Origin of the sequence: Vreelandella sp. F11 (genome assembly GCF_042466685.1) — a bacterium.
Lineage (GTDB): Bacteria > Pseudomonadota > Gammaproteobacteria > Pseudomonadales > Halomonadaceae > Vreelandella.
Genome location: NZ_CP170448.1, coordinates 229,384 through 243,296 on the forward strand (window position 1 = coordinate 229,384; position 13,913 = coordinate 243,296).

At 57.4% G+C, this 13,913-nt stretch carries 17 protein-coding genes and 1 riboswitch; of the genes, 4 read left to right on the forward strand and 13 right to left on the reverse strand.

Annotated elements, in window-relative coordinates; translation table 11 throughout:
• Positions 1-61: 61 nt before the first annotated feature.
• The 4 genes from ACFIOZ_RS01115 to ACFIOZ_RS01130 form a co-directional block, all read right to left on the reverse strand.
• Positions 62-982, reverse strand: coding sequence for a LysR family transcriptional regulator (locus tag ACFIOZ_RS01115; RefSeq protein WP_386081645.1), 921 nt, complete (start codon positions 980-982; stop codon positions 62-64).
• Complete coding sequence (thiE, locus tag ACFIOZ_RS01120; protein WP_386081647.1) at positions 979-1,611, reverse strand: thiamine phosphate synthase; 633 nt, start codon at positions 1,609-1,611, stop codon at positions 979-981. The genes ACFIOZ_RS01115 and thiE overlap by 4 nt, the downstream gene beginning before the upstream one ends.
• Entirely contained in the window at positions 1,601-2,410 is an 810-nt protein-coding gene (gene thiM, locus ACFIOZ_RS01125; RefSeq protein ID WP_386081649.1) for a hydroxyethylthiazole kinase, read from the reverse strand. The genes thiE and thiM overlap by 11 nt, the downstream gene beginning before the upstream one ends.
• A gap of 23 nt (positions 2,411-2,433) precedes the next feature.
• Positions 2,434-2,532: riboswitch (TPP riboswitch) on the reverse strand.
• 53 nt (positions 2,533-2,585) lie between these two features.
• Entirely contained in the window at positions 2,586-2,930 is a 345-nt protein-coding gene (locus tag ACFIOZ_RS01130; protein WP_386081650.1) for a hypothetical protein, read from the reverse strand.
• A 243-nt stretch (positions 2,931-3,173) separates the two neighbouring features.
• Here ACFIOZ_RS01130 and gloA point away from each other — a divergent pair, with 243 nt between their 5' ends.
• On the forward strand, positions 3,174-3,710 hold the full coding sequence (gloA, locus tag ACFIOZ_RS01135; protein WP_386081651.1) for a lactoylglutathione lyase: 537 nt from the start codon (positions 3,174-3,176) through the stop codon (positions 3,708-3,710).
• Positions 3,711-3,719: 9 nt separating this feature from the next.
• Positions 3,720-4,088, forward strand: a complete 369-nt coding sequence (locus ACFIOZ_RS01140; protein WP_227404105.1) for a DUF6164 family protein — start codon at positions 3,720-3,722, stop codon at positions 4,086-4,088.
• Positions 4,089-4,104: 16 nt separating this feature from the next.
• On the opposite strand, the gene ACFIOZ_RS01145 is transcribed toward ACFIOZ_RS01140, so the two are convergent.
• Together ACFIOZ_RS01145 and ampC are read right to left on the reverse strand one after the other, a co-directional pair.
• Entirely contained in the window at positions 4,105-4,770 is a 666-nt protein-coding gene (locus tag ACFIOZ_RS01145) for a cupin domain-containing protein (protein WP_386081653.1), read from the reverse strand.
• A 154-nt stretch (positions 4,771-4,924) separates the two neighbouring features.
• Positions 4,925-6,094, reverse strand: a complete 1,170-nt coding sequence (ampC, locus tag ACFIOZ_RS01150; protein WP_386081655.1) for a class C beta-lactamase — start codon at positions 6,092-6,094, stop codon at positions 4,925-4,927.
• A 148-nt stretch (positions 6,095-6,242) separates the two neighbouring features.
• Here ampC and ACFIOZ_RS01155 point away from each other — a divergent pair, with 148 nt between their 5' ends.
• Complete coding sequence (locus tag ACFIOZ_RS01155) at positions 6,243-7,118, forward strand: LysR family transcriptional regulator (RefSeq protein WP_386081657.1); 876 nt, start codon at positions 6,243-6,245, stop codon at positions 7,116-7,118.
• 21 nt (positions 7,119-7,139) lie between these two features.
• Here the strand turns inward: ACFIOZ_RS01155 and ACFIOZ_RS01160 are convergent, their stop codons facing one another.
• The 7 genes from ACFIOZ_RS01160 to ACFIOZ_RS01190 all read right to left on the reverse strand — a co-directional run bounded on the left by ACFIOZ_RS01160 (position 7,140) and on the right by ACFIOZ_RS01190 (position 12,680).
• Entirely contained in the window at positions 7,140-8,270 is a 1,131-nt protein-coding gene (locus ACFIOZ_RS01160; protein WP_386081658.1) for a metal ABC transporter solute-binding protein, Zn/Mn family, read from the reverse strand.
• Positions 8,271-8,305: 35 nt separating this feature from the next.
• The gene (locus ACFIOZ_RS01165; RefSeq protein ID WP_386081660.1) at positions 8,306-9,196 is read right to left on the reverse strand and encodes a metal ABC transporter permease; all 891 of its coding nucleotides are present in this window, start codon (positions 9,194-9,196) and stop codon (positions 8,306-8,308) included.
• Entirely contained in the window at positions 9,180-9,914 is a 735-nt protein-coding gene (locus tag ACFIOZ_RS01170) for a metal ABC transporter ATP-binding protein (protein WP_386081662.1), read from the reverse strand. The genes ACFIOZ_RS01165 and ACFIOZ_RS01170 overlap by 17 nt, the downstream gene beginning before the upstream one ends.
• The gene (locus ACFIOZ_RS01175; RefSeq protein ID WP_170938615.1) at positions 9,911-10,060 is read right to left on the reverse strand and encodes a hypothetical protein; all 150 of its coding nucleotides are present in this window, start codon (positions 10,058-10,060) and stop codon (positions 9,911-9,913) included. The genes ACFIOZ_RS01170 and ACFIOZ_RS01175 overlap by 4 nt, the downstream gene beginning before the upstream one ends.
• 178 nt (positions 10,061-10,238) lie before the next feature.
• Positions 10,239-10,916 carry a hypothetical protein gene (locus tag ACFIOZ_RS01180; RefSeq protein WP_386081663.1) on the reverse strand — a complete coding sequence of 226 codons (678 nt, stop codon included), beginning with the start codon at positions 10,914-10,916 and terminating at the stop codon, positions 10,239-10,241.
• Positions 10,917-11,354: 438 nt separating this feature from the next.
• On the reverse strand, positions 11,355-11,657 hold the full coding sequence (locus tag ACFIOZ_RS01185) for a hypothetical protein (protein ID WP_386081664.1): 303 nt from the start codon (positions 11,655-11,657) through the stop codon (positions 11,355-11,357).
• Between the two features lie 57 nt (positions 11,658-11,714).
• Positions 11,715-12,680 (reverse strand): alpha/beta hydrolase, encoded by a 966-nt coding sequence (locus tag ACFIOZ_RS01190; RefSeq protein ID WP_386081666.1) that lies wholly within the window; start codon positions 12,678-12,680, stop codon positions 11,715-11,717.
• Between the two features lie 152 nt (positions 12,681-12,832).
• Between ACFIOZ_RS01190 and ACFIOZ_RS01195 the strand changes: the two genes are divergently transcribed.
• Positions 12,833-13,864 carry an acyltransferase family protein gene (locus ACFIOZ_RS01195; RefSeq protein ID WP_386081668.1) on the forward strand — a complete coding sequence of 344 codons (1,032 nt, stop codon included), beginning with the start codon at positions 12,833-12,835 and terminating at the stop codon, positions 13,862-13,864.
• Positions 13,865-13,913 lie beyond the last annotated feature (49 nt).

A 13,913-nucleotide genomic window follows, 5' to 3' on the forward strand; every position in this document is an offset into this window, starting at 1 on the left:
AGTGGTTGATGGCGCTACTTTACAGCTGGATCAGATCGAGATAATCAGCTTATTTAGCACATCACTGTTGCGTAATAGGCGACAATCCAATGCTCTGCTCCCAAGCTGGCGGATCGCCCCACGCCTCGGTGAGCAGGTCGATAAAGCGTTCCACCTTGGCGGGCAGGTAGCGTCGGGCGGGGTAGAGCGCGTGGACATCGAGCCGCATCGCTGGCTCATGGGTCAAAATGGGCACTAAACGCCCGCTAGCGATACTCTCAGTGACCAGAAAGCTGGGCTGCTGAGCGATGCCCAGGCCAGCTTCCGCGGCGTGGGTGATGACATCGCCATTATTGCTTTCCAGCGGGCCACTGACCGTCAACGACTGTGTGGCAATCTGCCAGTCAGCGCTGTGCTGGCCGCTGCGATAGCGCAGGCAGCGGTGCTCGGCAAGGTCTTTAACGCTGCGAGGTTCTCCGTGGGTGGAAAGGTACTCCGGCGAGGCACAAAACAGCAGGCGGCAGCGGGTCAGGCGGCGCGCCACCAGGCTTGAGTCTGGAAGGCTGCCGATACGAATCGCGACGTCATACCCCTCTTCCAGCAGATCAACGCGGCGGTCGTTCAGATCCAATCGCACTTCAAGCGCGGGATGGGTCTGCATAAATTGAGCCACGAGAGGCGCTAGGTAGCGGGTGCCAAAACTCATTGGCCCATTCACACGTAGCCGCCCGCGCACATCGCTGGTGCCTTGGCCCACCTCGGCGGCGGCTTCATCGAGCGCTTGCAGTACGCCTTGGGCGCGGGCTAAATAGCGCTCCCCCGCTTCCGTAAGATGTAGCCGTCGCGTAGTGCGCTGTATCAGTCGCGCACCTAATGCCTCTTCCAGTGCCATCACCTGACGGGATACCCGCGTGCGGGAAATATCCAGCGCCTCGGCGGCTCGGGTGTAGCTACCCAGTTCAGCTACCCGCACAAAAGCGACGATATGCTCTAACTGATTCATGACGCCGAAACAGCTTGGAAAACCTGAAAAGCACGCGCTGCCTGGTAAGGGTCGGGCTGACCGCAAATGGCCGAGATCACCGCTAAGCCGTTCGCCCCCGCTCGCTGCACGCTAATGGCATGTTCAGCCTTTAGCCCGCCAATGGCCACGCTGGGCAGTGGGCACGCTTTGACCAGCGCAGCCAAGCCACCAAAGCCGATGGGCTGGGCGTGATCCTGTTTGCTCTCGGTGGCAAACACCGGGCCAATCCCCACATAGTCAAGCAGCTCAAACGGAGTGGCTTGCAGCTGGGCGATAGTATTGATCGACAGACCAATAATCGCCTGCTCACCTAACAAACGGCGCGCTTCCTGAACGGCGGCGTCGCTCTGGCCGACATGCAGGCCATCTGCCTGGCTTTCTAGTGCCACCGGCAAGCGGTCGTTAATGATCAGCGGCACACCAGTGCCTGCGAGAAGCGTTTTTAACCGTTTGGCTTGGGCGGTCATCTGTTCATCGCTGGCATGCTTATCACGTAATTGGACGATGGTGACACCGCCTTTTACCGCGGCCTCAACCGTTTGTTCCAAGCCTTGGTCTCGGCAGAGCGCGGCATCGGTGACCAAATAGAGCGATAGATCAAGCGGCATGAATTGCCTCCAGCTGGGCATGAGTGGTGAGGTCGTCAGGGGTGAGTTGATAAAGCGCATCCAGCAGTGCCACTTGAAAGCTACCAGGCCCCTGGGCATTGCCGCCCGCACGTTCACCAGCGACGGCAAAGCAGCCCAGCGCGGCTGCCGTTGCGCCCAGTGGGGCGTCGCGGTTGGCAGCCACAAATCCTGCCACTAGCGCACTCAGCCCACAGCCAAGCGTTGTTACACGGGGCATCAAAGGGTGGCCTCCGTTAATACGGTAGTGTTGAGCGCCGTCCGTTACCCAGTCACTTTCGCCAGTCATCGCGACAATACAGCCGTTTTTTTGCGCTAATGCTATCGCGGCATCTACGGCTTGGTCGGTGGTGGCGGTAGAATCCACGCCGCGCCCTTGGCTGGCTAAACCGTTAAGGGTAAGAACTTCAGACGCATTGCCACGAATCACGCTGGGATTATTGGCCAGCAGTTTCGCACACAGCGATTGGCGATAGCGGGTGGCGCCAACGGCGACGGGGTCTAGTACCCAGGGCACGCCATGCTCATGGGCGGTCGCGGTGGCAGTCAACATAGCGTCAGCCCAGTGGGCAGAGATCGTGCCTATGTTAATCGAGAGCCCTGCGGAAATAGCCGTGAACTCCGCTACTTCTTCATGCGCATGCAGCATGGCGGGAGATGCGCCAGTGGCCAGTAACAGGTTGGCTGTGCTGTTCATGGCCACATAGTTGGTTATGCAGTGAACCAGTGGAGTTGTGGTACGCAACACATCAAGGTAATCGCCAAGCGGGCGTAGGGTCATAGCATCCTCCCGGCAGGGAGGTGGTCAACGGCACCACGACTCCCTACGCCGGTATTATCCGGTTCAGGTTCAAAGGGTGCATCTCAGCCCACTCGTAACGGTGGGCGCCCCTGTCGAACAACTACTATCCTTGCCGGAGGCGAGCCTGTAAAGAGCTGGGTACAAGCAATGCAGACTAACGAAACGAAATACGCGTACCGTAGGTAAGCATTTCATCAGGGGTCATCGCTTTACCTTCTACCCCAATCATCTCGTCACCACACTGGTCGGCGAAGGTCAGCACACCGTGGGTCAAGCCCAGTTGACCGAGCGTGTCGCGAATCTCACCGGTGCCTAGAAAAGTGCTGACATGACCTTTGTTGTCGCTAAGGTCAGACACGCCGTTGGCGTGATGAAAACGCACTTTGTAAATGCCATCCATGGATTCTACTTCGACAATCGGCGAAAAGCCGTTGTGAAGGGCATTGGAAAGCTGTTTTAACGTTAGTTGATTACCCAGCGTCATATCAATCGAGCTCATGGAAAACTCCTGGTGGACGCCTCAAATTGGACATCGCACATGCGGCGGGAACGGCTATTTGTAGAGCTTATGAATAATAAGTGTAGGATTTTTGTTTAGTATTGCCAGTGCGCTTAATGTGACACTGCGTTGGCGAATCCTACATGCTTGTAAGGGCTGGTATTATGGCCTTAAAGCCCCCATGGTAAGCGGTAAGTGAGGCTCAATGGATTCAATGATCAGCATTAGCGACAGGAGAGCGAAATGAGTTTTCAAGGCGAGCAGCACCCAGGCGTCGTTGCCACACCACCCCAGACCCAAGGGTTTCGTTTAAATCACACCATGCTGCGGGTGAAAGACCCCGAGCAGGCGCTGACGTTCTATTCAAACGTCTTTGGCATGCAGGTGATGCGGCGGCTGGATTTTGAAGAGATGCAGTTCTCGCTCTATTTCCTTGCCAATCTGGAGCCCAACGACAGCGTGCCGGAGGAGGCCCAAGCACGTACCGCTTGGACGTTTAGCCAGAAAGGATTGCTGGAGCTGACCCACAACTGGGGGACTGAAGACCAGGAAGATTTTGCCTACCACGATGGCAACGCGGAGCCCCAGGGCTTCGGGCATATCTGCTTTAACGTGCCGGATTTGGCAGCGGCCCAGGCGTGGTTCGACGAGCACGACGTGACCTTTGTGAAACGCGCCGATCAGGGCAAGATGAAAGATGTTATCTTCGTTAAAGACCCGGACGGCTACTGGATCGAAGTGATTCAGGCAGATCTGATGGTAGGGAAAAGCGACGCTTGAGGCACGCCAATGGCTGAACTACTGTTCCGGCTGCGCCATGTGACCGACGAAGAAGCCATGGAAGTGCGCGACCTGCTCGCTGCCCATGGCTTTGACACCTATGAGACCCAGGCGGGCTTTTTCCGCCTGGGGGTCGATGCTATTTGGCTGCGCAACCCGCATCAACACGACGCTGCCATCGCGGCGTTAGAGGCCTATCAGGCGGAACGCCTTGAGCGCGCCCAACGCGAGCACCAGGCGGCGGTTGAGCGGGGTGACGCCGAGACTCTGTGGCGTCGCTTGGCCGCTCATCCGTTGCAGGTCGTGCTAGTGCTACTAGCCGTGGGGCTTATTGCCGCCCTGACGTTACTGCCGTTTTTAGGCTTGTCCCGCGCCTGACACTGAACCTATCAGCTTAAGCGGGCGGCAGGTGCCCCCGTTTGAGGTACATCATGACCCCATCCTCACCGGCCGTTAGCGCCGGAGCTGCACCACTCGGGTAGCGGCACCAGGTGCCCGCCGTGTAGCTCTGCTCGCTATCGCTTAGCGTGCCTTCCAGAATCAAAAACTCGAGTCCGCCCAGCAGCGTGGGGTAGGTAATGGAAGTGCCCGCCGACCAGCGTTCCAGGCTGGTGCGCTCCTGCTTGTAGGTATGCAGCATCTTGTAGGCGATGCGCGGCCGCCGGTCTGGCTGCCAGGGCAGCCGGTGTGCGGGCACCGCCAGCTGGAGCGTGTCGTTGGGATCGAACTGGTGCAGTTTGACAAAAATCAGCGCGCCCTCTTCGCCAATCTGCGGGGTATGGCCGGTGCCGATGGGGTTGCGTAAGTAGCTGCCGGCTGTGTAGCGCCCATGCTCATCGGCGAACACACCTTCTAGTACCAGAATTTCTTCGCCACCACCGTGGGTATGCCGCTCAAACTGGGTATTGGGGGCGTAGCGAACGAGGCTGGTGGCGCGGGCAACTTCGTCACCAATTCGGTCAAACATCATGCGCTCTACCCCCGCGCTGGGGGAGTCGACCCACTGGTACTCTTCCGGGGTAACACAGGCAAAGTGGCTAAAATCGGCGTTTAGACGCATGGGAATGGCTCTTCGCAGTGAAGGTAAGTGACGGGGAGGAGGGGGACTAGTCTCCTTATTGATAGCAAAAAATGCAACTTTCGGTTGTTTGATCTTCGCTATCTGGCCATAAAAAAGCCGCCCGCAGGCGGCGTTAGGTTGTCGGGTGGCCTATTTAAGGCGCTCCAGTCAGCTCGGAAAGAATATGGTGGGCCGCCTCAATACGCGCCTGGTTGGGATAGTTGCGGTTGGCCAGCAGCACAATGCCAATCTGCTCGCTGGGCACAAAGGCTACATAGCCGCCAAAGCCGTTGGTAGCACCCGTCTTGTTGTAGAGCGCTTCCTGCCTGGGGGCTAATGGTGGGGTTAAGCGGTTGGCGGGGTTGGGCTCTAAAATCATCTCAAGGGAGTTGCCTTCCAGCAGCTGTTCAAGCGTTACCGGGTAGGCGTAGCTTTCCCAGCCCAGCCCTTGAGTCATATTACCGACCTCAAAGTAGCCTGTGCGTGTGGTTGCCAAGGCTTGGCTTAGTGGCTCGTCTATTGTGCTATTCATGTTGGCTTCCACGAACGTCAGCACGTCGGCGGCTGTTGATTTCAAACCGTAGGCTTGAGCATCCAGCATGCCTGGGTTGACCCGAATGGGCTTATCCTCTTTTGAGTAGCCGTAGGCGTAGTGCGCCTGCTGCGATTCCGGTACCTGGTAATAGCTATGCTCAAGCCCTAGCGGGGCGAACAGCGCTTCTTCCATAAGCGTCTCGAACGGTTTGCCAAGGCGTTGGGCGGTTAAATAGCCCAGCAGGCCTATGCTCGGGTTGGAGTAGAGGCGATGGCTGCCGGGGGGAGATTCAGGCTGCCACTGGCGATAGTAGTCGAGCATCTGCGCTTCGCTTTGTACCGCATCGGGAAACTGCAGCGGCAGCTCGCCTGCCGTATAGGTGCCCAGTTCCAGCAGCGTGATCTCATCGAAGGCGCTGCCTTCAAGGGCTGGTAGATACTGGCTGGCCGGGTCGGAAAGCGAAAGCGTGCCGCTGGACTGGGCATAGCCTGTTAACGCCGCCGTGAAGAGCTTACTGATTGAGCCGAGTTCGAACAGCGTCTCCTCCGTGACTGGAGTACCCGCTTCTTGATCGGCTTCCCCATAATTAAAATAGTGCTGCTGGCCGTTGATGCTCAGCGCAATCGCCATGCCTGGAATACGGTGCTCGGCCATCAACGGCGCGATAGTATCGTTCACCAGCGCTTCAATGTCGGCGCTTTCAAGCGTGTCGGATGCCCAGACAGAGCCATTGAATAGAAGCGAACCTGTCATGATAAGGCCGCAGTTTGCTGCTAACATCTTACGCATACCAAAATCCTGTTGTGATGATTGATGGGAAAATGCTGGGCGTTATGTCCAGCCGCAAAGCGTATGACAGTGGTTAACTTACGGGGCGCTGCGGCAATCCACAAACAGTGAAATTTTGCATAAGCCATTAAAAAAATTTGGGGGTCAAGTGGTGCGTCCCTATTTGCCATTGAAGGCGCTGCGCGCTTTTGAGGCCTCTGCCAGGCATTTAAGCTTTACCCGTGCGGCAGAAGAGCTTCACGTGACCCAGGCGGCGGTTAGCCACCAGGTCAAGCTGCTTGAAAGCTCGCTGAAGGTACCGCTGTTTAAGCGTTTGCCTAGAGGGCTAATGCTTACCCAGGAGGGGGAGCTGCTGCTGCCGGTACTGAAGAGCTCATTCGATCAGATCTCTCACACACTGGAGCGGGTGGGCGAGAGTAGCTATCGGGAAGTATTGCATGTCGGGGTGGTGGGCACCTTTGCCGTGGGTTGGCTGCTGCCGAGGCTGGGAGATTTTCAGCGCCAGTACCCTTACGTTGATTTACGGCTCTCCACCCATAACAACCGCGCGGATATTGCTGGTGAAGGGCTGGATTTTGCGATCCGCTTTGGCACCGGGGCTTGGCACGGTACAGCAGCGCAACCGTTGCTACCGGCGTCGCTCTCGGTAATGTGCATACCCGGTATCGCCGCGCGGCTTAACACACCCGCCGATGTATTAGGCGAGACTTGGCTGCGCTCTTACCGCGCCGACGAATGGACAGAGTGGTTGCTGGCGGCGGGGCTACCGCGCAGCTTTCCCATGACCAATAGCATTGTGTTTGACTCTTCCATTGCCATGGTGGAAGCAGCCCTGCAAGGGGCCGGCGTAGCCCTGGCGCCACCATTGATGTTCTCCCGGCAGTTGAGCAGTGGTGCGTTGGTACAGCCTTTCGACACCACTGTCAGTCTGGGCGGTTACTGGCTGACTCGCCTACAAACACGCCCGGAAACCCACGCCATGGCGTCCTTCCGGGAGTGGTTGCTCACGGCCATCAATGCCTGACCGCGCTATTGACGTTAATGGCTAGTGGCTATGACCATGATCGTCGTGGTCGTGGTCGTGGTCGTGGTCGTGGTCGTGGTCGTGGTCGTGGTCGTGGTCGTGGTCGTGGTCGTGAGAATGACCATGATCGTTATGACCCGGCTGGGCTAGCGCGTCGTGCAGCACCTGGGCATTGTGGCGCATCATACCCAGGTAGCTACTGGCGTCTCCCTCAGTTGCCAGCGCATCGGCGTAAAGCGTGCCGGCAATGGGTAAGCCGGTCTCTTCGGCTAGCTGGGTGATGATCGACTGGTTGGTCATGTTCTCGTGGAACAGCGCCTTTACGTTCTCCTGCTCAATCACATCCACTAGCGCCGCCATGCTGGCGCCACTGGGGTCGGCTTCCGTGGAAAGCCCTACCGGCGAGAGGAAGGTCACCCCATAGGCACTTGAGAAGTAGCCAAAGGAGTCGTGGCCGGTAATCACGCTGGTGGAGGCCGGAATTTCGTCAATCAACGCACGAATCTCAGCGTCTACCTCGGCCATTTCCTGTAAGTACTGCTCCGCATTGGCGCGGTACGCCTCAGCATTGTCCGCATCGGCGGCGATCAAGCCATCGCGGATATTGGCGATATACACTTCGGCTTGGTGCATATCCTGCCAGGCGTGGGGATCTTCATCACCATGATCATGGTCTGTATGCGCGTCGTGGCCAGAGTCGTGATCATCATGCCCGTGTTCGTCATGACCATGATCGTCGTGGTCATCGTGGCCATGGCCGTGATCGTCATGCCCATGCTCGTCATGTCCGGCGAAAGCCAGCGGCTCGATACCGTCGGTCGCAGTCACCAACGCGCCCGAGTAGTCGCTGGCGCTAATTAAGCGCTCCATCCAGCCTTCAAACAGCAGGCCGTTGAAAACCACTAAATCAGCATTGGCCAGGGAACGGGCATCGCCGGGGCTGGGGGAGTAAACGTGGGCATCGCCATCGGCAGCCACCAGGGAGGTCACCTCGACATGCTCGCCGCCTACGTTTTCCACCATATCCGCGAGGATAGAGAAACTGGTCACCACCTGAACGCGCTCATTAGCCATGGCAGCAGGTAGCGCCAGAATAGCGGAAACACCCACTAACCAGCGCGACGACCGAGATGATAAATAGGCAAGCGACATACAACACTCCTTACGATAAGCATGAAGACTGACAGTTAAGCCCTTTGCTCCACTTCCAGCGGCGTTGTTTTACGCCGTAGCTTGGCAGCCAAGCTGTGGTAGCGACCAAACAGGGCCGAAAAGAGGTACCCCACCCCAGCCAGTAGAATAATGCTCGGGCCGGAAGGGATATCCAGATGAAAAGAGAGCAGCAGGCCCCCGGTACTCGCCACCATGGCCAGCACAATCGCAATGCCGATCAGGCCCTCTAAGCGCTTACTCCAAAAGCGCGCCGAGGTGGCGGGCAGCATCATCAAACCCACCGCCATCAGCGTGCCCAGGGTTTGGAAACCGGCGGTTAAGTTCAGCACCAGCAGCCCCAAAAACACACTGTGCACCCAACTGCTGCGGCGGCTCTGGCCGCGCAAAAACAGCGGATCCAAACACTCCACCACCAAGGCGCGGAACACCACCGCCAGGGTGACTACAATCAGCGTACTGATCCCCGCGATCAGCAGCAGTGCGGTGGAGTTGATCGCCAAAATCGAGCCAAACAGCACGTGGGTAAGATCCACGCTACTGCCGCCCAGCGAAATCAGCATCACGCCTGCGGCTAGCGAGATAATAAAAAAGCTCGCCATGGCGGCATCTTCCCGCTGGCCGCCCATTTTCGAGACCGCCCCCGCCAGCAGCGCCACCATTAATCCAAACAGCACCCCGCCAATGCTCATAATCGGCAGCGAAAACCCCGCCAACAAAAAGCCCAGCGCCACGCCGGGCAGAATCGCATGGGCCATGGCGTCGCCAATCAGGCTCATGCCGCGCAGCACCAAAAACACCCCCAGCGGCGGGGCGGCTAGCGAAAGCGCTAAACCACCCACCACTGCGCGGCGCATAAAGCCGTAATCAAAAGGGCTGAAAAACCACGCGTTAAGCAGATCCAGCATGGCGTCCTCCCAGAGTAAACGGCACCACTTGGGCGGGTGCATGTTGGTGATTGAGCGCACTGGGCGCGACCCAGCGGCCATGGCCGCCATTGAGCATCAGCACTTCATCGGCCAGGCGGCGCAGGTGATCCATATCGTGGAGCACGACAATGATCGTCGCGCCGTCATCGGCCATCTGGCGAAGAATGCGGATCAAAATATCCACGGTTTCGCTATCCACGTTGGCAAACGGCTCATCCAGTAGTAGCAGCTCGGCTTCCTGCATCAGCGTGCGGCCAATCAGTGCGCGCTGGCGCTGACCGCCGGAAAGCTCGCCCAGCGGGCGGTGGGCCAGGTGGGAAATACCCAGCCGCGCCATAATCTCGCGCCCCTTGCGGTAGTGCGCCGCGCAGTAGCCGGTTAATGCACCGTGGCTGGGCCAGCTGCCGGTCATCACCAGCTCCTCCACGCTCATGGGGAAGGTCAGGTCTAACGCCAACTGCTGGGGCAGCCACGCCCGGCGCTCCTTGGGCACGGTGCATATCACTTCGCCGCTAATAGGCCGTAGTTCGCCCATAATCGCCTGAATGAGCGTGCTTTTGCCTGCACCGTTCGCGCCGATCAGCGCGGTAATGGCACCCGGCTTAAAGTCGCCTTCAACATGCTCCAGTACCGTGCGGCGCGCCTGGGCCAGGTGCAGGTTGTGCAGCTGTAAACGTGATAAAGAGCGCTGACTCATCCCAGCCACCCACCAGCCCACACCACTAGAACCCAAAGCGCCAACAGCGGCACGGCAACAAACAGCAGCCGTTTAACAGCCGATAGCGACATCAAGGAGAAGTGGCAGGGGCCCTCCTTGTTGTGACGGTGCGTATGCTCACTCATCAAGTGGCCTCGTATCGTATTAAATAGGTTATAACATAACGTTTGGCAACGCTAAAAAATTGCTGATTATTTTACTCTTTCACACCTTGCTGGCAACGATTAAGCGCTGGAGGCAAACTGCCGTCAGCGCTTGAGAGGCATATCATAAGAGAGGGAGTGGGCAGTTTTGTAAAAAAACCTAGTAACGCCAGGTAGCGCCAACTTGTTGAGGCGCCACATGCAGCGCGTACTCGCCGGGGATCGTGATCGGCCCAAGGGATAGATTAGCGGGTTGAAAGCGGTTAATCGCGGAAGACGCCTGATGGGGCTGTGTCCAAATTTGCAGCTCGTTGACCAGCATGCCGGTGGCAAAGTTGATAGCACCATCGCTTTCCCGGCCATCGGCGGCAATCACTGCACCTGCCACGCCATTCACCACGAGCGAGCTTACCCGGGCACCCCAGCCGCGCCGCTCACGTTCGGCTTGGGCGAGCTGCAAGCCCAGCGCCTGCACGCCGCTTAAATCGCCGCTGGCTTTCAAACGCTCATACTCCGCCAGTGCCGCCGGGTGCGGCTGGCGGTCGGTCAGCATGCCGGCCACGGCCAGGGCGGATTTCACCACGCCCACCCGCGCATCAAAGCGGTCATCCGGGTCGCTCGCCTCGCTAGATTGGTACGCGTTCACCGCCAAGCTGGTGGTGTAAATCCCCGTCCAGCCCCACTGCCAAATATCGGCGTGGTGTGCACCGCCCTCAAATACCTCATCGTACTCACTCCACTGCCCGTTGGTTTGGGCTTGGGCTTGCGCTTGTGGAGAGACAGGCAGGGCGATCACCAGGGTAGTAAACAGCGCGGTAAAAAGACGAAAAGCATGCATGATGAAGTGCCTATATAAGGGGAGCAGTAGCGCTAAGCGTAGCACGCAAAACAAATGAAACTAGGTGGATTAGGCCTTTGGGCTGGTGCGCTGCAGCCCAGGCAGTTACAGATAAACTTAAGATATGTGCACTTGGCACCGCTGTGCGGTGCTCCCGCGGGTGCGCTGACGCTTACGCCGCGCTACTCGGAATGTGCGTGACTCGTAATAGGTGGCAAAGTTGGTGTTGCCGCTTAGGCAGCTTAGAAAAGGTGTGGGAGTTCGAGTCTCCCCCTCCGCAGTACGTTTCAGCCGAGGCAGTTTTAAAGCTGGCTTTAAGGTTTGTGCCCGTGGCACCGCTGCTCTGGTGTTACTCGATGTGTTGCTTGGTTGTTTAACTTTGCGCAAAAAAGCCACCGTGTTGGTGGCTTGTCTGGTGAGTTTAGAAAACGCGAAGCTTTAATCTTCTTTCGACGGTGTTTCCATGGCGCGTTTATCGTCAGGTACTCGGACGATGTGGCCGACTTCCAGCTTGTGGTGGCTTTGGTGGCGGCCGCCTTTGGTGTCGATGATGGCGGCGACTTCGCCAATGCTGACGGCGTCATCTTCTCGGTAGGCTTCTACTTTGATGCGCACCATGGCGCCTTGGTAACGGGCGGAAATAATGTCGCCTGGGTCGGGGGCGTTGTGGTCAGGGTCGTTTTTAAAGTACTCCGCTACGCTGGCGCTGCCGGGTTCGTCCCATTCGATATGCTGGTGCATCGCTGTCTTCCTTGTGTTGGAAAGTGCTTTGAAGGGTGTTTCTTTAGTGTAGTGCGCTCAACCGCTTACTTCCTCCGCGTCTTCTTCAGTTTGTGCTTCAACTACCGGCTGCCCCACGTACTGAAACAGGAAGTTGAGTGCTGCCGGTAGGCTGGCCCGCCATACACGCCAGGTGTGGCCACCGGGGTAGAGGTCAAGGCGCACGTCGTTGGGTTGAATGCGCTCCATGGCTTGGCGCAGGATGCGGGCGTGGAATTCCGCGTCGTAAACGTCGCTACGCCCGGCGCTGATATATAGCGGTACGGGGGAGAGGTCGCCCTCTTCTTCAGTGCCGCGGGGTGTCACGCGCAGGCGATACTCTTCCAAATAGGCGGTGTAGTTAAGGTTTTGCCATAGCTCGCGATCAAACTGGCCTTGCTCATTGCGAAAGGCCGGATGGCGCCAGGCGGAGGAGTTGCGCGGCGGTAAGGGGGCGTAGCTGGCCGGGCTTAACGCGGCTACCGCAGCAAACAGTTCAGGCCGCTCCAGGGCAAAGTTGAGCGCCCCGTAGCCGCCAGCAGAATAGCCCGCCACGCCGCGTAGATGACGTTCTTGTCCGACGTGGTAAGTGGCTTCTATATGGGGCATTAGATCGTTAAAAAATGCGCTACGGGCAGGTTCGTTGTAGCCATCCACCCACCAACTGCGACTGCCGGGCATAATGAAAACGCTCGGAGGAATATGCCCAGCACTGATTAACCTATCCGCTACCTGCTGCAAGTTGCCGCGAGAAACCCAGTCCCGGTCAGTGTTGAATGAGCCGTGCAGCATATAAACGACTGGATACGCGTCTGTCGCTTGGGCGTCATAATTGTCGGGTAAATAAATACTATAGGGGTAGTCGTAACCTAGCGTGGGCGAGAAAAACTGATCGTGTTCAACCTCGCTGGCCAAACTATGGCCACTGAACGTTAGCCAGCCAATAAATGCCGTCAGTAGGGCGTTAAATCGGTACGAAAGTAGCGGTCGCTTGGGGATGAACACGTTTCCTCCGGGAATTAAAACTGTTCACTAGGGTCGGACAGCGTGAAGGCTCTCATTGTTCATCATCGCCAAGTAAGACAGTCAGTTAGCAACGTCACCCATTATCGCCATGCAAAATGCCAAGGTAGGAGTAGGTAGCGGCGGGAGGCCCAATGCGGAAAATTGAAGAGATCTATTGGTTACGTGCTTACGGCTGTATAGCCGTTTTTTTGTTTCATTTATTAGATCACGTCAATCAACGCCTCGATAACGTCGCGACCGATTTGATGCGCATACCGCTGGTTTTGGGTACCCCAATCTTTCTGTTTATTGCCGTCTTTGTGTTTGCCCTGCGCTACGATAAATCTGTGCCGGAAGGTTTTCTAGCTCAGCGCGTAAAGTATGTGATGGTGCCGTATTTTGTGTATGGCTTTATTTATTCGACGGCTGAATGGGTAAAGTTACAGGCCTCAGATGAGCCAGTGGGGTTTGTGGCCAATGCCATTGAGTATTATGTGTACGCGGGCTGGCATGGATATTTTTTGATTATTGCAATGCAGTTTTATGTGGCCTACTGGCTATTTACCCGCTGGCAGCTGTGGCGTCTGAACCCGGTGCCGTGGCTGTGGGGCTCTTGTATCATCAGCATGGGGTATTGGGGGTTGGCTTACTGGTTTGACGTTGACCTGCCCGGCTACCTGCTGTGGATCGCTCCGCTGGGGTGGATTTATGTGTTTTTCCTGGCCCTGGTACTGGTGCGCTACTACCCGCTAGCCCCTGAGAGCGTGCTGCTGGCACGACCCGCCTGGATGCAGCAAATGGCTCGCCCGCTGTGGTTGACGCTGATGGTGGCGCTGATTATTGCGGCGACTTTCGCTGGCTGGCTGGCGTTCTCTTCCAAAGAGGTGTGGGTCGTTCCGTTCTTCGTGCTGTTTACGCTCTGCGCTATGCGCTACTTGGCGGGGCGCCCCGCGCCTTTGTGGGTGCGCCACGTCAATGCATACTCGTTCGGTATTTACTTGGCTCACCCCATGTTCTTTGTGCTCACCGACCTGGCTGTCGAGCCGTTATCGTTGCCCATTGGCGTCTACGCGCTGTTGCTTATGGTGGTTGGGGTGGTGGGGTCAGTGGGGCTTAATAAACTGGCGAATACCACCACACTAGGCGCGATGCTATTCGGCAAGCAGTTGAAGGTAAGCCATTAGAGGTAAGTAAATTAAAGACGACGGCAATAAGGCAAGCGGTAGTAGGAAC